Raw genomic sequence first — 17,842 nt, 5'->3', positions numbered from 1 at the left:
CGTCAGGCGCCCCAGCCGCGAAGCTGGTCCTCGACCGCTCCGAGGGCTGCCGACACGCGAGTCGGGTCGGTGCCACCGCCCTGGGCGAGGTCGTCCTTGCCGCCGCCGCCGCCGCCGAGCGCCTGTGCGGCGACCTTGACGAACGCCCCGGCGCGCAGGCCGGCGTCTCGGGCACGCTGGTTGGTCGCGACGATGACGACCGGCCGACCGGCCGACACGGCCGCCATGGACACCAGGACCGGACGGTCGTTGCCGAGGCGACCCCGGACGTCGGTGACCAGCTTGCGCAGGTCGTCACCGGTGACGCCGTCGCCGGCGTCGTGGCTGGCGAAGCTCACTCCGCCGATGTCGCGCGCGGTCGCCACGAGCCCGGCGGCGGCCCCGAGCACCTGGCTCTGGCGCACCGCCGCGATCTCCTTCTCGGCATCACGCAGACGTCCGAGGATGGTGGCGATGCGGTCGGGCAGCTCGTCACGCCGCACCCCGAGGGTGTCGGTGAGCTGGCTGACGATCGTCGCCTCACGGGCGAGGTGGGAGTACGCATCGGCGCCGACCAGCGCCTCCACGCGCCGCACGCCGGAGCCGATCGAGGACTCGCCGAGCAGCTTGACGACGCCGATCTGGCCGACCCGGGGCGTGTGCGTGCCGACGCACAGCTCGCGCGACCACTCGCCGATGGACACGACGCGTACGCGCTCGCCGTACTTCTCGCCGAACAGCGCCATGGCCCCGAGCCGCTTCGCGGCGTCGATGGCCATGATGTCGGCGGTGACGGGCAGGTCGTCGAGCAGCACGGAGTTGATCCGCGCCTCGATCTCGCCCATCGCGGCCGCGGGGACCGCCTGCAGCGACTTGAAGTCGAAGCGCAGCCGCCCGGGAGAGTTCTCCGAGCCGGCCTGCGTCGCAGTGTCGCCGAGCTCGTCGCGCAGCGCCTGGTGCACCATGTGGGTCGCCGTGTGGGCGCGAGAGATGGACCGGCGTCGCACGACGTCGACCTCGGCCTCCGCGTCCTCCCCGAGCCCCGCCTCGCCCTCGAGCACCCTGGCGCGGTGCACGACGAGCCCTGTGATCGGCCGCTGGACGTCGGTGACCTCGAGGAGCGCACCGTTCGCGAGCCGGATGCGGCCGTGGTCGGCCTGTTGTCCGCCGGACTCGGCGTAGAGCGGGGTCCGGTCGAGGACGACCTCGATCTCCTCGCCGGGGGCGACCCGGTCGACGACGACGCCGTCACGGATCAGTCCACGCACGCGCGTGTCGGTCACGACCTGGTCGTAGCCGGTGAACTCGACGTCACGGCCGAGCCCGTCCGACAGCTGGCGGTAGACGCTCGTGTCACCGTGCGCCGACCTCTTCGCCCTCGCGTCCGCCTTGGCACGGTCGCGCTGCTCGGCCATGAGCCGGCGGAAGCCGGCCTCGTCGACCTGCAGCCCCTGCTCACCGGCCATCTCGAGCGTCAGGTCGATCGGGAAGCCATAGGTGTCGTGCAGCGCGAACGCCTCGGCGCCGCCAAGGGTGGTGGCACCGGACGACTTCGCCCGCGCCACAGCGGTGTCGAGGATGGTCGTGCCGGAGCTGAGCGTGCGTCGGAAGGCGTCCTCCTCGGCGTACGCGACCTGGCTGATCCGGTGGAAGTCGGTCTCGAGCTCCGGGTATGACGCCTTCATCCGCTCCATGCTGACGGGCAGCAGCTGCTCGAGGGTCGGCGCGTCCACGCCCAGCAGGCGCATCGAGCGGACCGCGCGTCGCAGCAGCCGGCGCAGCACATAGCCGCGCCCCTCGTTGCCCGGCGTGACGCCGTCACCGATGAGCATGAGCGAGCTGCGGACGTGGTCGGCCACCACGCGGAAGCGGACGTCGTCCTCGTGGTCCGCGCCGTAGCGGCGGCCGGTCAGGTCCTCCGCCGCCGCGATGACCGGGAAGACCTCGTCGGTCTCGTAGATGTTGTCGACTCCCTGCAGCAGGAAGGCCACGCGCTCGAGACCCATACCGGTGTCGATGTTGCGTTTGGGCAGGTCGCCCGCGATGTCGAAGTCCTCCTTGGACCTGACGTTCTCGAGCTCGTACTGCATGAACACGAGGTTCCAGAACTCGAGGTAGCGGTCGCCCGCCTCCCAGTCGCCGTCGGCGCCGAACTCGGGCCCGCGGTCGAGCAGGATCTCCGAGCACGGACCGCCCGGGCCCGCGACGCCCATGTTCCAGTAGTTGTCCTTGCGCCCGAGACGCACGATGCGGTCGTCACCGAGGCCCGCGATCTTCTTCCAGAGCGCGATCGCCTCGTCGTCCTCGTGGTAGACGGACGCGTAGAGGTCCTTCTCGTCGAAGCCGAGGCCACCGTCGGCCTGGCTGCGGGTGATCAGCTCCCAGGCGAGCTCGATCGCGCCTTCCTTGAAGTAGTCACCGAAGCTGAAGTTGCCGTTCATCTGGAAGAACGTGCCGTGTCGGGTCGTCTTGCCGACCTCCTCGATGTCGAGGGTGCGCACGCACTTCTGCACGCTCGTGGCGCGCGTGAACTGCGGGGTCTCCTGGCCGAGGAAGTAGGGCTTGAAGGGGACCATGCCGGCGTTGACGAACAGCAGGTTGGGGTCCTCGTGCACGAGCGGGGCGCTCGGCACGACGGTGTGGCCGCGGCTGCCGAAGAAGGAGAGCCAGCGACGCCTGATCTCAGCGGTTTCCATGATGCGTCCTTGCGTTCGACGGTGTGGTCTTGCGGGAGGCCCGTCGCAGGTCGGGACGGGCAGGCGGGGCGGGGTCAGCCCTGCGCCTCACTGGGGCGCGGCTGACCCCCGGAGAGCTCGCCGCGCCTGCTGCAGGCCGCGCCGCGCGGTCGGCCTGGGTCCCTTCTGGGCCACGTTCATCGTCCTTCGGTCGTCGGCGCACGCTCGCGCCGAGGTGGTCCAACCCTAACGGACCTGCTCAGGTGGGCCCACCGGCGCGGCCCGGGTATGGCGCTGGGCCGGCCCCCGTGCGGGAGCCGGCCCAGCGGCATACGTGCTCGAAAGCCGTCTGTGACGGGTCAGACCGGCACCTCGGCGACGAGGTCGGTCCTGACCTCGGGGAAGTGGCAGGCCTGCAGGTGGACTCCGCCCTCGCGGAAGGTGCGCGTCGACTGGTCGGCCGTCGCCGACACGAGCGGCGGCTCCTGCTGGGCACAGACGTCCTGCGCCTTCCAGCACCGGGTGCGGAAGTGGCAGCCGCTCGGCGGGTCGATCGGGCTCGGCACGTCACCCACGAGGCGGATGCGCTCCCTGGGAGCGATGCCGCGCGCGACGTTGATGTCGGGCGCTGCCGACAGCAGGGCCTGCGTGTACGGGTGCTCGGGGGCCTCGTAGATCTTCTTCTTGTCGCCGTACTCGACGATCTTGCCGAGGTACATGACCGCGACCTGGTCGCAGAAGTGACGGACGACGCCGAGGTCGTGCGCGACGAAGATGAAGGCGAGGTCGAGCTCGTTGCGCAGCTTCGACAGCAGGTTCATCACCTGCGCCTGGATCGACACGTCAAGCGCCGAGACCGGCTCGTCGGCGATGATCAGCTTCGGCTCGACGGCCAGCGCGCGGGCGATGCCGATGCGCTGGCGCTGCCCGCCCGAGAACTCCGACGGGTAGCGGTTGATGTGCTCGGGGTTGAGGCCGACCAGCTCGAGCAGCTCCTGGACCCGGGCCTTCTCCTTGCCCTTGTGGAGGCCGTGCACGCGCAGCGGCGTGCTGAGGACGGCTCCGACCGTCTGGCGCGGGTTCAGGGAGGAGTAGGGGTCCTGGAAGATCATCTGCACGTCGCGGCGGATGTCGCGCAGCTCGTGCTCCTTCAGGTGCGTGATGTCACGCCCGCCGAACTCGATGGTGCCCCCGGTGGGCTCATCGAGGCGCGTCACGAGGCGCGACGTCGTCGACTTGCCGCAGCCGGACTCACCCACGAGGCCGAGGGTCTGCCCCTCCTTGACGGTGAAGCTGATGCCGTCGACAGCCTTGACCGTCGCCTTGACCATCCGCAGGCCCTGGACCTCGCGGAAGGGGAAGTGGCGCTGGAGGTCGGTGACCTTGAGCAGGGTCTGGTCGCTCATCGGACTCCCTCATCGTGCTGCAGCGTGGCCACGGGGTCGACCAGGTGGCAGCGGATCTCACGGTTGTGCAGGCCCGGGGCCGGGCGCAGCTGGGGCAGCTCGGTGAAGCACGCCTCTCCCGGCACCTGGCTCTTGAACTCGCAGCGCGGATGGAAGGAGCAGCCTGAGGGCAGGTTGAGCAGGCTGGGCGGGGTGCCCTTGATCGCCTTGAGCTCCTCGAGGTCCTCGGAGTGCGAGGGCAGCGACTGGAGCAGGCCGTAGGTGTAGGGCATGGACGGCTGGGCCAGCACCTCCTTGGCGCTCCCCTTCTCGACGCCTCGACCGGCATACATCACCAGGATGTCGTCGGCCGTCTCGGCGACGACGGCGAGGTCGTGCGTGATGAGGATGACCGCGGAGCCGAACTCCTTCTGCAGGTCGTTGACGAGGTCGAGGATCTGCGCCTGGACGGTGACGTCCAGAGCCGTCGTCGGCTCGTCGGCGATGAGCAGCTTCGGATTGTTGACCAGGCCGAGCGCGATCATGGCGCGCTGGCGCATGCCGCCAGAGAACTCGTGCGGGTAGGAGTTCGCGCGCCGCTGCGGGTTCGGGATGCCGACGAGGTCGAGCATCTCGACCGCGCGCTTGAACGCGACCTGCTTGCTGACCTTGTGGTGCGCCTGGTAGGCCTCGGCGATCTGCTTGCCGACCTTGTGGAACGGGTGCAGCGAGCTCTGTGGGTCCTGGAAGACCATGGCGGCCTTGGTGCTGCGGATCCTCTGGAACGTCGAGGACGGGGCGCCGACGAGCTCGATGCCGTCGAGCTTGATGCTGCCCGTGATCTGCGTGCGCTTCGGGTTGTGCAGGCCGAGGACGGCCATGCTGCTGACCGACTTGCCGGAGCCGGACTCGCCGACGATGGCGAGAGTGCGACCGAGACGCGCCTGGTAGCTCAGGTTGGAGACGGCCTTGACGACGCCCTCCTCGGTGGGGAAGGCCACCGAGAGGTCGTTGACGTCCAGGACGACGTCACCGGCGCTGTGCGCCTCGGTCGTCTGGGTGGAGACGGTGGTGGTGGCCGTAACGGTCACGAGAGCCTCACTCGCGGGTCGATGAAGGAGTAGGCGATGTCGACGACGAGGTTCATCACCACGACGACGACCGCGCCGATGAGCACGGTGCCCATGATGACCGGCAGGTCGAAGGACCTCAGCGCCGCGAGGCCTCTCCGGCCGATCCCGTCGACACCGAAGATCTGCTCGGTGATGAGGGTGCCTGTCAGCAGGGCGGCGATATCGAGCCCGAGGATCGTGGCGATGGGGCTCATCGCGGCCCGGAAGCCGTGCTTGAACAGCACGGTGCTCTCGTTGATGCCCTTGGACCGCGCTGTGCGGATGTAGTCCATCGAGAGCGTCTCGAGCATCGAGTTGCGGGTGTAGCGCACGTAGGAGGCCGACGTCACGAGGCCCAGGATCAGTGCCGGGGCGAGCATGCCCATGAAGTAGGGCCCGACGCCGCCGGAGATCGCGGAGTACTGCGGCAGGACGTTCCACAGGATGACCGGGTAGAGCGCGACGAGCAGGGCCAGCACGTAGTAAGGGATGGAGCCCAGCACCTGCGAGGCACCCACCAGGCCGCGGTCGATGGTGCTGCCGCGACGGATCGCGGCGATGATGCCCAGAGTGACGCCGACGGTGACGAACACCACGGCGGCCATCAGGGCCAGCACGACGGTGTTCGGGAAGCGGGTGAACAGCTCCTCGTTGACCGACCGGCGCGTCACGAAGGAGAAGCCCAGGCAGGGAGCGCCGCAGTGGACCGTGTCGCCGGCATAGACGAAGTCGCGACCGGCGAACAGTCCCTTGAAGTAGTCGAAGAACTGCACCGTCAGGGGCTTGTCGAGCCCGATGCTCTTCGTGATCGCCAGGAGCCGTGCAGGGTTGCACTTGGTCTCTGGACACATGGCCTGTGCCGGGTCGGAGGGACCTGCGAAGAAGAGCAGGAACGCCGAGACCAGCGTGGCCAGGATGACGCTCAGGGCGAGAGCCACCCGCCTGAGGATGTACGTGAGCACGTTTTGCCTTCCAAACGAGTTCGGGCGCCGGTGGTGGGGGTCCAGGGTGTGAAACCCCGGGCCCCCACCACGGCCGTCAGATCAGATCCGGCGCCCCCGAGGGGGCGCCGTCACCGCCGACTTACTGGTCGAGCCACACGTCGGTGAGGTCCGGCATGCCCTTGTTCGGGTTGTTGTGGACGTTCTTGACCTTCGTGCCGAAGACCGAGTTGCCCTTGTCGTTGTTGTCCGGGATGGCCAGGAGGTAGGTCTCGGTCAGCCACTTGTCCATCTTGCCCCACTCCGGGCCCTGCTCCGTGATCGAGAGCTGCTGGATGCGCTTGATCTCGGCGTCGATCTTGGCGTCGGAGAAGTTACCGAAGGTCGTACCACCCTGCGAGAGGGCGATCGTGCCGAAGGTGGGCGGGATGATGGAGTCGGCGGACGGCCAGTCGAAGCACCATCCACGCGGCGACTGGAGCATGTTGTACTTGCCCTTGGGGTCGCCGACGAGCTTGCGACGCTCGGCTCCCGGGGCACCGATGTCCTGCACCTTGAAGCCCGCGGCCTGCAGCTTCTGCTTGCGGACCTGGTTGACCTTCTGCGCGATGTCGTCGTCGTTGGTGTAGTAGTAGACGAGCTCGAAGGGCTTGTCGGGGCCGTAACCGGCAGCGGCGAGCATCTTCTTGGCCTCTTCGGCGTTGCCGTCGCCCTGGCCGTTCATCTTGAAGCCGGGGGCAGCCTCGGCCGTGTAGTCGAGGTGACCGGCGATCTGCGGCGGGATGATGGAGCTGGCGGGCGAGAACGAGTGGGTCGTCTCACCGCCGGCCTTGTGGATCGAGTCGAACGGCCACGCCACGGCGATCGCCTTGCGCACCGGCGCCGGGATCTTGCGGGCGTCCAGGTTGATCATCAGGACGCAGGAGGACGGGCCCTCCTCGAACTGGGCCTTCTTGTCGCCCTCGATCTGCGGGATGAGCGACGAGTCGATCGGGTCCCAGTTGAGGCTCGTGGCGTCGTCGCCGTTGGAGGCGAGGATGGCCGTCTGCGTCTTGATCGTGTCGACGCCCCACTTGAAGTGGAAGCCGTCCGGGTAGTCGTGACGCGCCGGGTCGGTCTTGGCGTCCCAGTTGGGGTTGCGCTTCAGGACCAGCTCGGTGCCCGGGGTGTACTTGTCGAACATGTACGGGCCGGTGGCGAGCGGGTGGAGCTGGTAGTCGGCCTTCTTGTCCTTCGCCTCGGGGATCGGCGTGAACTGGTTGAAGGAGACGAAGTAGGGCAGCGTCTCGAAGCGCTTCTCGAGGTGGAAGACGACCGTCTTGTCGTCGGTGGCCTCGACACCCTTCCAGTTCTTGTCGCCCTTGTAGGGGCCCTGGTAGTCGGCGCCACCCTTGAAGAACTCGCGCTGGTACGTCGGGCCGTTGGCGGCCAGGTCGGGGTCGAACGAACGCTTCGCCGCGAAGACGATGTCCTGCGCCTTGACGGGCGTGCCGTCCTCGTACTTGACGCCGTCCTTGAGGGTGAACGTCCACGTGAGGCCGTCCTCGGACGCCTTGCCGAGGTCGGTCGCGAGGTCCGGCACGAGCACCTGCTTGCCGTCGCGGGCGACGTAGGTCGTGAGGGCGCGGTGCGTCAGCGAGAAGATGACCGCCGTGTCCTGGTAGAACTGGTCGCTCGGGTCCATGTTGGCCGGCGTGGTGGCGTAGGGCACCGTGAGGATGCCGCCGCGCTTCGCACCCGGGACCTCCGGGGCCGGGCCCTTGGCGTTCGGGTCGAGGGCGGCGCCCGCCTGGTCGACCTTGCCGCCGTTGCCGTTGGTGCCGTTGCCGGCACCGCCGTTGGTGGCGGCCGGGGCGCCGCAGGCCGCGACGAAGCCGAGGGATGCCGCGGCTCCCACGGTCAGGACTTTGGTCCAGCGCATTGTTGTTTGCTCCCTTTTGTGCTTGTCCCGGCGTTTTGCCGGGAACATCTGTTGGCCGGACCCGGTGGGGTCAGCGGCGGCTGGAGGGGTCGAAGGCGTCACGGATCGAGTCGCCGAGCAGGCTCAAGGCGAGGACGAGCAGCGACAGGCCGATGACCGACGGCCAGAGCCACAGCGGATACGTGGCGAAGAGGTTCTGTGCGTCGGCGATCGTGCGACCCCACGACGCGGTCGGCTCGACGAGACCGGCACCGAGGTAGCTCAGGGTGGCCTCGTAGGTGATGTAGGCCGGCACGGCGATCGAGGCGGAGACGATGATCGGGCCGACGAGGTTGGGCAGGATCTCCCGGAAGAGGATCGAGCGGGTCGGCACGCCGATGGCCCGTGCGGCCTGCACGAACTCCCGCTCCCGCAGGCTCTTGACCTCACCACGCACCAGACGCGCCAAGCCCATCCAGCCGAAGACGACGAGGATGACGATGAGCACCCAGAAGCGGATCGTCGAGGTCTCGTCGGCCGTGAGGTCACCGCCGGCGGCGAGGCGCTTCTGCATGATCGGGATGATCGCGAGCACGAGCAGCAGGATCGGCAGCGACAGGAAGAAGTCGATGATCCACGAGACGATCTTGTCGGCCTTGCCGCCGAGGTAGCCGGCAACCAGTCCGAGGGTCACACCCAGCACCGTGGAAGCCAGGGCGGCGACGAAGCCGATGATGAGCGATGGACGGGCGCCGTAGGCCCAACGTGCGAAGAGGTCACGCCCGAGTCGCGGCTCGACACCCAGCCAGTGGGCGGAGCTCGCGCCGACCGTCGGCAGACCGTTGAAGTCGACGAGCTCGGTGTGCACCGTGCCCACATCGGCTTTGGCCTTGGTGATGGGGTCGACGGCCTCGAGCGACACGAGCAGCGGCGCGAAGATCGCGACGAGCAGGAAGAACAGGATGATGACGGAACAGACGATCGCGACCTTGTCCTGCTTCAGCCGGGCCCAGGCCACCTGACCCGGCGACCGACCGGTGCGAACGTCCTGGTGCCCGCGGACCGCCGTCGAAGGCTCCTCCTCGGACACCTCGATCAGCGTCCCTGCTGAGGGCTCCGGCATTGCGTTCAACGCGTTGTCTCCATCCTTGTGGGATCACATCCGACCCGGGGCTTGGTCACCGGGTCGCCCTCGGGAGGCGTGCCTGATCATGGGCTCGCGACCTCGCCGGGACGACGTGAGCCTGCCACACAGTCTTCCCCTGTCCAAGCATCGAGACGTGCATGGATGACAAATCGTTACCGAGCACCCCTTCTCGCCACACAATGTCCGGACGGCTCCAAAGTGGCCGAAACAATGCCCGACCGGGGCCTTTCGGGAGGCCCCGCTGGGGCTGGGTCACTGCTCCCCGCGGGTGCGTCCAAGCCTGGTCGAGAGCCACTCCCAGCGTGCACGCAGCCGTTCCTCGAACCCGCGATCCGTGGGCCGGTAGTAGCTGACGGCGTCGTGCAGGTCGTCGGGAAGGTACTGCTGGGCGGCCACGCCGTCGGGCTCGTCGTGCGCGTAGACGTATCCCTTCCCGTGGCCGAGGCGCTCGGCCCCCGCGTAGCCACTCCCCCGCAGGTGGGCGGGCACGACGCCACCGCGTCCCGCGCGTACGTCGGCGATGGCCTCGTTGATCCCGAGGTATGCCGCGTTGGACTTGGGTGCCATGGCGTTGTGCACCACCGCCTGGGCGAGGATGATCCGCGCCTCCGGCATGCCGATCTGGGCCACCGCATGCATCGCGGCCACGGCTGTCTGCAGGGCCGTCGGGTCCCCCATGCCGACGTCCTCGCTCGCGGAGATGACGATGCGGCGGGCGATGAACCGGGGGTCCTCCCCCGCCTCGAGCATTCGGGCGAGGTAGTGCAGCGCCGCGTCGACGTCGCTGCCGCGCATCGACTTGATGAGCGCGCTCGCCACGTCGTAGTGCTGGTCGCCGGCCCGGTCGTAGCGCACGGCCGCCTGGGCGACGGCCTGCTCCACGTGGGCGAGGGTGATCTCGACGGGGTCGTCCGAGAGGCGCCCGGCGGGCTGGGCGTCCAGTGCCACCCCGGCGGCCGCCTCGAGGGAGGTCAGGGCCCGGCGCGCGTCGCCACCGGCGATGCGCACGAGGTGGTCGGTGGCGTCCGCAGCGAGCGTGTGCTCGCCGGCGAACCCGCGCTCGTCGGTGAGCGCCGCGCCGAGCAGGTCGGCGATCTCCTCGTCGGACAGCGACTCGAGCGTCACGAGCACCGAGCGGGAGAGCAGCGGCGAGATGATGCTGAAGGACGGGTTCTCGGTCGTGGCCGCCACGAGGATGACGGTGCGGTTCTCGACCCCCGGCAGCAGCGCGTCCTGCTGGGCCTTGGTGAAGCGGTGGATCTCGTCGAGGAAGAGCACTGTCTGGCGCGCATAGAGGTCGCGCTCCCGAACGGCAGACTCCATCACCGACCGCACGTCCTTGACGCCGGCGGTCACTGCCGACAGCTCGACGAAGCGCCGGCCCGCCGCGGTCGCGACGAGGTGGGCCAGCGTCGTCTTGCCCGTGCCGGGTGGCCCCCAGAGAATGGCGGACAGCGGACCGGCCGCACCGCCGGACCCCTCGATGAGCCGGCGCAGCGGGCTGCCGGGGCGCAGCACCTTCACCTGGCCGCGGACCTCGTCGAGCGAACGTGGGCGCATCCTGACCGCGAGCGGTGCAACTCCCGCGGATGCCGGCTGGTCGCCGCGCTCGGCGGCGGAGGCCGCTCCGAAGAGGTCGTCCGTGCTGTTCGACGTCACTGTGGAAGGCTAACCGCGTGCAGAACCCCTCACCCGCGGCCCCGTCCCGGCCCACCCGGCTGGCTCGTCTCGGGGCCCTCATCGCGCGCCATCCCCGGTCCTGGGTGGCCGCCTGGGCCGTCGTCGCGGTCGCGTGCTTCGCCGTGGCCGTGGGCGGGGTGACCGGGGAGTCGCTCTTCGAGCGCCTCCACTCCGGCGCCCCGACCGTCGGGTCCGAGTCGTCACAGGCGCAGGAGGTCATCGCCGAGAGCCAGCCCGCGTTGCAGACGTTGACGATGCAGGTGACCGGGGCCGACCTGAGGGACGCCGCGACCGTCCGGGACGGCGTGGCCGCGACCGGCAAGATCGCGCAGGTCCCGGGCGTCAGGAGCGTGCGCTCCCCGCTGCTGGCGCCGGGCGGGGTGACCGACCCTTCCGTGGCGCCGCTGCTCGCGAGCGGGACCCCGGCTGCGGGAGGGTTCGTCACGGTGGTCGACTTCGAACCGGGTCTCGACAAGGCCGCCCAGGACGCGGCCGAGGAGCAGGCCGAGACGGGGCTGCTCGCCGTAGCCACGGCCATGGACGCGAAGGGGTCCGTCGGCAGCACGAGCAAGGTGATCTCTGCCATCACGACGACGGTCGAGCGCGACCTGCTCCGCGGCGAGGGCATCGCCCTGCCGCTCACCTTCCTCGTCATGTTCTTCGTCTTCGGCGGCTTCGTCGCGGCCGGCATGCCGATCGTCGGAGCGATCGTCTCGATCGGTGGAGCCCTGCTGTCGCTCTTCGGCTTCTCCCACGCCGTCGAGCTGGACGCGACCGTCGTCAACATCGTGACCCTGCTCGGTCTCGGACTGTCCATCGACTACGGCCTGCTCACCGTGAGCCGCTTCCGTGAGGAGCTCGCGCACTCACAGCACCGCGTGCCCAGCACCGAGGAGATCGCGCACGCCGCCGAGCGCACCGTCGCCACGGCCGGGCGCACGGTGCTCTTCTCGGGACTCACGGTCGCGATCGCCCTGGCCGGCCTGCTGATCTTCGAGGCGTCGATCATGCGCGCCATCGGAACGGCTGGTGTCAGCGTCGTGCTCGTTGCCATGGTCGTCGCCATCACCCTCGTGCCGGCCCTGTGTGTCGTGGGAGCAAAACGCTTGTCCCGCAAGGCGGTCGAGCCCACGTCTGACGTCGGGTTCTTCTCCCGGCTCGCTGTGGGCGTGCAGCGTCGACCGGTGCTCGTCATCGTCGGGGTCGTCCTGGTGCTCGTGACTCTTGCCCTGCCAGCGCTCTCCATGAAGCTCACCTCGTCGGGCACCGAGCTGCTCCCGAAGGCAGCGCCGCAGCGCGTCTTCTTCGAGCAGCTCGACCGGGACTACCCAGCCCTCTCCGCCCCGGAGGTGACCGTGGTCGCCCGGACTCCTGACACCGCCGCCGTCACCTCCTGGGCCCAGCAGTTCCGCACCCGTCCCGGCATCGAGGGCCTGGTCGTGCGCCCCCTCGGCAGCCACGACCAGCGCGTCGACGTCCGGGTCGCCGGGCGACCGACGTCCGAGCAGGCACAGGACCTCGTGTCCGAGATCCGCGGCTCGACAGCACCCTTCCCGACGTTGACCACGGGTCAGGCCGCCGGACAGATCGACTTCCTCGAGTCGATGTCTGAACGGGCGCCGTATGCCGTGGCCCTCGTCGTGATCGGCACGTTCGTCCTGCTCTTCCTCATGACCGGTTCCGTGGTCCTTCCGGTCAAGGCGTTGCTGCTCAACGTCATCTCGCTCGGGGCGGCGCTCGGCGTCGTCGTGTGGATCTTCCAGGAGGGGCACCTCGAGGCCCTGCTCGGTTTCACGTCGGTCGGGGCCGTGGAGTCGATGGTCCCCTTCCTGGTGCTGGCCTTCGGGTTCGGGCTGTCGATGGACTACGAGGTATTCCTCCTCGCGCGGATCGTCGAGTTCCACAGGCACGGTGCCGGGAACGACCGCGCGGTCTCGCTGGGCCTCCAGCGCACGGGTCGCATCATCACGTCGGCGGCTCTGCTCATCGTCATCGTCTTCGGCGGTTTCGTCGCCGGCGACATCCTCATCATCAAGCAGATGGGCGTGGCGCTCGTGGCGGCCGTAACCATCGACGCGACGCTCGTGCGGATGCTGCTCGTCCCCGCAACCATGACGGTGCTCGGCCGGTGGAACTGGTGGGCGCCGGCGCCGCTCCGGCGCCTCCACGACCGCTTCGGGATCACGGAGTGACTGCCGTCGCAACGGCGCACGGGCTGCACGAGCTGCTGAGCGCGACCGGCCGTCACCCCTTCGTCCGTTGGGAGGTCACCGAGGAGCTGGCGGGGACCTGGTGGCGCGTGCACGACGCCGTCGCGTTCCGCCGCACCCGCAAGAAGGTGCAGCACACCGTCAACGTCCTCGGCGACGACGACGGGGTGATCGAGCTGCTCGACCACCTGCCGCAGATCGCGGCCAGTGTCTCGCCCGAGCGACGGGCGCTGTCCGTCACCGTGCCGCAGCACCTCGAGCCGTGGCTCCGGGAGCGCTACCGCGTCATGGACGGCGGCGACTGGGAGTGGTTCCACACCACGACCGCCCCGGACGAGCACGCCTCACACGAGCGGGTGCTGCCGATCGACGACGTCGCGCGGGCTGCGGAGATCCGCGCGTTCCTCGACGTGCACTCCCCCACCGCGGACACCGAGCCAGCCCAGGGCGAACGCTGGTTCGCGGTGGAGCAGCCCGGTGGGTCGCTGTCCGCCGTCGCCGCGTGGGGCACGACGCGGGCCGGCGCGCCGCACCTGTCGTCCGTCGCCGTCGACACCAGCTTGCGGGGTCAGGGGCTCGGCCGCACGATCGTCGCTGCGGTCATGCGTCTGGCGGTCGCGGAGACCGGTGTCTGCACCCTCGGCATGTACTCCCACAACGCGGTGGCGCGCAGCCTCTACCTCTCGCTCGGCTATGACCGTGTCTGTGCCTGGTCGAGCCGCCCGGTCGTTCTCGGCCGCTGACCGAACAGCCTTGTCTCGCAAAGGAGCTCACCGTGTTGATGAGAGGGTGGTCAGCATGGCTCGTCGCGCGCTGAGCTTCGGAGCCGTCGCCGAGGCATACGAACGCTTCCGGCCCGGTTATCCCGACGAGCTCTTCCACACGGTGGCGGCCTACCTAGGCCGGCCGCTCACCAGCGCGCTGGAGATCGGCGCCGGGACGGGCAAGGCGACGCGTCTGTGCGCTCGAAGGGGCATCCACGTGACGGCCACCGAGCCTGACGGCGGCATGCTCGAGGAGCTGCGCCGCCACGTGCCCCCGTCGGTCGGGACCGTCCAGGCCACGCTCGAGGACCTCCGTCCGGGCCAGTCCTACGGGCTGGTCTACGCCGCGGCCGCGTTGCACTGGACCCGCCCCGAGGGCCGGTGGTCCCGGGTCGCTGCGCTGCTCGATGCCGACGGGGTGTTCGCCTCGTTCGGTGGACCGGTGCAGCTCGCTGACCCCGCTGTTGCAGCCGCGGTGCACGCGGCGCGCGCGCCCTTCCTGGACAGCGATGAGATCCCCTCCCCGGACGGGACGCCGCCCGAGGACACGATGCAGTGGCCGGGGACCGAGCTGCAGCAGTCACCGCTGTTCTCCGATGTCAGGCAGTCGGTCATCGAACGTCGCCTGTCGGTGAGTGCCGGCGACTACGTGGGCCACCTGTCGACCATCTCCGCCTACCTGCAGCTGCCGCCGACGGTTCGGCGGCGGGCCTTCGAGGCGATCCTGCAGGTGCTGCCGGAGGCGGTCGAGCTGGACGCCGACGTCACGGTCCACCTCGCCCGCCGGTGCGGCACGCCATAGATCCGGTGCCGGTCCGCGGCGGGCCAAAGAGTGAGGCGGGGCGGGGCGACCTGGCCCGCCCCGCGGGTCTCAGCTCCGCGCTGGGCTGACCTCGGGTGCGCCCTGCGGCGCAGGTGCCGAGGCGGCCGGCTCGGCGTCGACGCCGGCCTCCTTGCGCTGCTCGGGCGTGATCGGGGCCGGCGCGGCGGTCAGCGGGTCATAGCCGCCGCCGGACTTCGGGAAGGCGATGACGTCGCGAATGGAGTCGGTGCCCGCGAGGAGCGAGACGATGCGGTCCCAGCCGAAGGCGATGCCGCCGTGCGGCGGGGCGCCGAAGGCAAAGGCGTCGAGCAGGAAGCCGAACTTCTCCTGCGCGTCCTCCTCGGAGAGGCCCATGACCCTGAAGACCCGTTCCTGGACGTCGCGCCGGTGGATTCGGATCGAGCCGCCACCGATCTCGTTGCCGTTGCAGACGATGTCGTACGCGTACGCCAGCGCCGGACCCGGGTCGGTGTCGAAGGTGTCGAGGAACTCGGGCTTCGGCGAGGTGAAGGCATGGTGCACGGCCGTCCAGGCGCCGGCGCCCACAGCGACGTCACCGGATGCAACGGCGTCGGCGGCCGGCTCGAAGAGCGGCGCGTCGACGACCCAGAGGAAGCTCCAGGCCGACTCGTCGATCAGTCCGCAGCGGCGGCCGATCTCGAGACGGGCGGCACCGAGCAGGGCCCGCGAGGGCTTTGACGCACCGGCCGCGAAGAAGATGCAGTCCCCGGGTTGGGCTCCGACCTGGGCGGCGAGACCGGCGCGCTCGGCGTCGGTGAGGTTCTTGGCGACCGGGCCACCGAGCTGGCCGTCCTCCTGGACGAGGACGTACGCGAGGCCGCGGGCTCCGCGCTGCTTGGCCCACTCCTGCCAGGCGTCGAGCTGCTTGCGCGGCTGGCCGGCTCCGCCGGGCATGACGACCGCCCCGACGTAGTCGGCCTGGAAGACGCGGAAGGTCGTGTCCTTGAAGTAGTCCGTGCACTCGACGAGCTCGTTGCCGAACCGCAGGTCGGGCTTGTCGGAGCCGTAGCGGGCCATCGCGTCGGCGTAGGTCATCCGCGGGAAGGGCGCGTCGAGCTCGACGCCGATCAGGCGCCACAGCGCGGAGATGATCGACTCGCCGAGCTCGATGATGTCGTCCTGGTCGACGAAGCTCATCTCGATGTCGAGCTGGGTGAACTCCGGCTGGCGGTCGGCGCGGAAGTCCTCGTCGCGGTAGCAGCGGGCGATCTGGTAGTAGCGCTCCATGCCGGCCACCATGAGCAGCTGCTTGAACAACTGGGGGCTCTGCGGCAGGGCGTACCAGGAGCCCGGCGCGAGACGGGCCGGCACGAGGAAGTCGCGGGCGCCCTCGGGCGTCGACCTGGTCAGGGTCGGGGTCTCGATCTCGACGAAGTCGCGCTCCCCCAGAACCGCCCGGGCAGCGGCGTTCACCTTGGAGCGCAGACGGATCGCGGCGCCGGCCGAGCTGGCTCCAGGACGGCGCAGGTCGAGGTAGCGGTGCTTGAGGCGCGCCTCCTCGCCGACGGTGACTCGCTCGTCGATCTGGAACGGCAGCGGCGCCGAGGGGTTGAGCACCTCGAGCTCGCTGACGATGACCTCGATGTCGCCGGTCGGCAGGTCGGGGTTGGCGTTGCCCGCGGGGCGCTCACGCACCTCACCGGTGACCTTGACGCAGAACTCGTTGCGGACGTCATGGGCACCGCCCTGCGCCAGGACCTCGTCGCGGGCGACGACCTGCGCCACACCCGAGGCGTCGCGCAGGTCGAGGAAGGCGACGCCGCCATGGTCTCGGCGCCGCGCCACCCAGCCGGTGAGGGTGACGGTCTGGCCTGCGTGGTCGGCACGGAGAGTGCCGGCCTCGTGAGTGCGGAGCACGGAGGGTCCTTCCGGGGACGTGGTCGGGTGGCGCGTGGCCACCGGGGTTGAACCAGGTTGAACGGGGTCGAACGAGGTTGGGGGGCTGAACGAGGGCCCGACCGCCGGTCGGCCGCGGGCACCGGGGACCAATCCTAGACCGCCTGCGCCTAGGCTCTTCGACGTGGAGCACTCCCGCAACCGCGACCTCGACGGCGTCCGGGGCCTAGCGATCCTGCTCGTCGTCGCCGCCCACTCCGGGCTGCCGGTGCGCTGGGGTGGCCTCTCCGGCGTCACGCTCTTCTTCGTGCTGTCGGGCTACCTCATCACCAGCCTGCTCATCCGCGAGTGGGACCGGTGGGGCTCGATCAGCCTGTGGCGCTTCTGGGGTCGGCGTGCGCTGCGCCTGCTGCCGGCACTCCTCCTGCTGCTCGCACTCGCTCCCGTCCTGCTCTGGATGACGGGCGACAACCGGCTCTCGACGTACCCGACGGCGGCGCTGGCCTCGCTCTTCTACGTCGGCAACTGGGTGCGCATCGCCGGCACCGACCTCGGGGTGCTCAACCACCTGTGGTCGCTCTCGGTCGAGGAGCAGTTCTACGTGGTCTGGCCGGCGGTCTTCCTCGCCCTCATGACGTGGTTGCGCGGCCGGGCCCTCCAGATCGTCCTCGGTCTGGCTGCGCTTGCGACCTTCTACTCGGTCTGGACGCGTGGCAGCGCGATCCGTCTCGACATCTCGACGGAGACGAACGCCTTCGCCCTGCTCCTCGGTGCCGCGCTGGCGTTCGCCCTCGCCGGCGTGCGGGCGCGTCGCTGGGAGCTGCCGCCGGCGAGCCCGCTGGCGCCGTTCGTCGTCATGGTCGCCGTGTCGGCCTTCCCCGGGCACGGGCTGGCGGTCGACCACCCCCTCTTCCGCCCGCTCGGCGCCGTCTACGCCGTCCTCGGCCTCTGGCTGGTGTATGCCGCCGTGTCGGGTCACTCGCGCGTCGTCGGCTCCCGCGTCATGGTCTTCTTCGGCACGATCAGCTACGCGCTCTACCTCTGGCACCAGACCTTCATCAACAGCCGGCTGCTCGGCGAGCACTCGACGCCCCGCAACCTCGTGCTCATCGCGGCCGCGGTCCTCGTCTCGTGGCTCTCGTGGGTCCTCGTCGAGCGCCCGCTGGGCCGCCTCCGTGGGCCTCTGCACCTCGACAAGCCGTCACGTCGCCAGCAGGCCTTCGCCGGTTCCGGAACCCCGGGCCGAGCCGGCCCGAAGGACATGGAGAAGGAGGGGGTTCGCCCCTCCACTCCCAACGTATAGCGCAGTGGGGGCCTTGCGGCAAGCCCCCGGGTCTGCCGCAGAATCGCCCGTCGAGGACGACGACGA

At 69.9% G+C, this 17,842-nt stretch carries 12 protein-coding genes; 4 read left to right on the top strand and 8 right to left on the bottom strand.

Annotated features, from left to right (window positions below):
- Positions 1–2 precede the first annotated feature (2 nt).
- The 7 genes from alaS to AC3WRT_RS12905 all read right to left on the bottom strand — a co-directional run bounded on the left by alaS (position 3) and on the right by AC3WRT_RS12905 (position 10,798).
- The gene (gene alaS, locus AC3WRT_RS12935; protein ID WP_492722481.1) at positions 3–2,675 is read right to left on the bottom strand and encodes an alanine--tRNA ligase; all 2,673 of its coding nucleotides are present in this window, start codon (positions 2,673–2,675) and stop codon (positions 3–5) included.
- Between the two features lie 338 nt (positions 2,676–3,013).
- Positions 3,014–4,060, bottom strand: a complete 1,047-nt coding sequence (locus tag AC3WRT_RS12930) for an ABC transporter ATP-binding protein (protein WP_492722479.1) — start codon at positions 4,058–4,060, stop codon at positions 3,014–3,016.
- Positions 4,057–5,130 carry an ABC transporter ATP-binding protein gene (locus AC3WRT_RS12925; RefSeq protein WP_492722478.1) on the bottom strand — a complete coding sequence of 358 codons (1,074 nt, stop codon included), beginning with the start codon at positions 5,128–5,130 and terminating at the stop codon, positions 4,057–4,059. Before AC3WRT_RS12925 ends, AC3WRT_RS12930 begins: the two co-directional genes overlap by 4 nt.
- Positions 5,127–6,113 carry an ABC transporter permease gene (locus AC3WRT_RS12920; protein ID WP_492722477.1) on the bottom strand — a complete coding sequence of 329 codons (987 nt, stop codon included), beginning with the start codon at positions 6,111–6,113 and terminating at the stop codon, positions 5,127–5,129. Before AC3WRT_RS12920 ends, AC3WRT_RS12925 begins: the two co-directional genes overlap by 4 nt.
- Positions 6,114–6,234: 121 nt before the next feature.
- Positions 6,235–8,013, bottom strand: a complete 1,779-nt coding sequence (locus tag AC3WRT_RS12915; protein WP_492722476.1) for an ABC transporter substrate-binding protein — start codon at positions 8,011–8,013, stop codon at positions 6,235–6,237.
- Positions 8,014–8,083: 70 nt separating this feature from the next.
- Positions 8,084–9,082 carry an ABC transporter permease gene (locus AC3WRT_RS12910; protein WP_492722474.1) on the bottom strand — a complete coding sequence of 333 codons (999 nt, stop codon included), beginning with the start codon at positions 9,080–9,082 and terminating at the stop codon, positions 8,084–8,086.
- A 309-nt stretch (positions 9,083–9,391) separates the two neighbouring features.
- Positions 9,392–10,798, bottom strand: a complete 1,407-nt coding sequence (locus AC3WRT_RS12905) for a replication-associated recombination protein A (RefSeq protein ID WP_492722472.1) — start codon at positions 10,796–10,798, stop codon at positions 9,392–9,394.
- 17 nt (positions 10,799–10,815) lie between these two features.
- On the opposite strand from AC3WRT_RS12905, the gene AC3WRT_RS12900 reads away from it, so the two are divergent.
- Genes AC3WRT_RS12900 through AC3WRT_RS12890 form a run of 3 tightly spaced genes read left to right on the top strand, consistent with a single transcriptional unit; the run spans position 10,816 to position 14,595 of the window.
- On the top strand, positions 10,816–13,011 hold the full coding sequence (locus AC3WRT_RS12900; protein ID WP_492722471.1) for an MMPL family transporter: 2,196 nt from the start codon (positions 10,816–10,818) through the stop codon (positions 13,009–13,011).
- Complete coding sequence (locus AC3WRT_RS12895) at positions 13,008–13,772, top strand: GNAT family N-acetyltransferase (RefSeq protein ID WP_492722469.1); 765 nt, start codon at positions 13,008–13,010, stop codon at positions 13,770–13,772. Before AC3WRT_RS12900 ends, AC3WRT_RS12895 begins: the two co-directional genes overlap by 4 nt.
- A 55-nt stretch (positions 13,773–13,827) precedes the next feature.
- Positions 13,828–14,595, top strand: coding sequence for a class I SAM-dependent methyltransferase (locus tag AC3WRT_RS12890; protein WP_492722467.1), 768 nt, complete (start codon positions 13,828–13,830; stop codon positions 14,593–14,595).
- Positions 14,596–14,664: 69 nt separating this feature from the next.
- On the opposite strand, the gene aspS is transcribed toward AC3WRT_RS12890, so the two are convergent.
- A complete protein-coding gene (gene aspS, locus AC3WRT_RS12885) occupies positions 14,665–16,494 on the bottom strand; it encodes an aspartate--tRNA ligase (RefSeq protein ID WP_492722466.1) in 1,830 nt (609 codons plus the stop codon).
- 163 nt (positions 16,495–16,657) lie between these two features.
- Here aspS and AC3WRT_RS12880 point away from each other — a divergent pair, with 163 nt between their 5' ends.
- The gene (locus AC3WRT_RS12880) at positions 16,658–17,776 is read left to right on the top strand and encodes an acyltransferase family protein (RefSeq protein ID WP_492722464.1); all 1,119 of its coding nucleotides are present in this window, start codon (positions 16,658–16,660) and stop codon (positions 17,774–17,776) included.
- The last annotated feature ends 66 nt before the right edge of the window (positions 17,777–17,842 follow it).

This window comes from Terrabacter sp. FW104-15G4B (genome assembly GCF_058790095.1).
The sequence above is the reverse complement of the archived record's forward strand: the minus strand, read 5'-3'. Positions and strand labels throughout refer to the sequence as shown.

Coding starts and splice junctions, on each gene's coding strand:
- alaS (WP_492722481.1), bottom strand. CDS start 2,675: ATGGAAACCGCTGAGATCAGGCGTCGCTGGCTCTCCTTCTTCGGCAGC.
- AC3WRT_RS12930 (WP_492722479.1), bottom strand. CDS start 4,060: ATGAGCGACCAGACCCTGCTCAAGGTCACCGACCTCCAGCGCCACTTC.
- AC3WRT_RS12915 (WP_492722476.1), bottom strand. CDS start 8,013: ATGCGCTGGACCAAAGTCCTGACCGTGGGAGCCGCGGCATCCCTCGGC.
- AC3WRT_RS12890 (WP_492722467.1), top strand. CDS start 13,828: ATGGCTCGTCGCGCGCTGAGCTTCGGAGCCGTCGCCGAGGCATACGAA.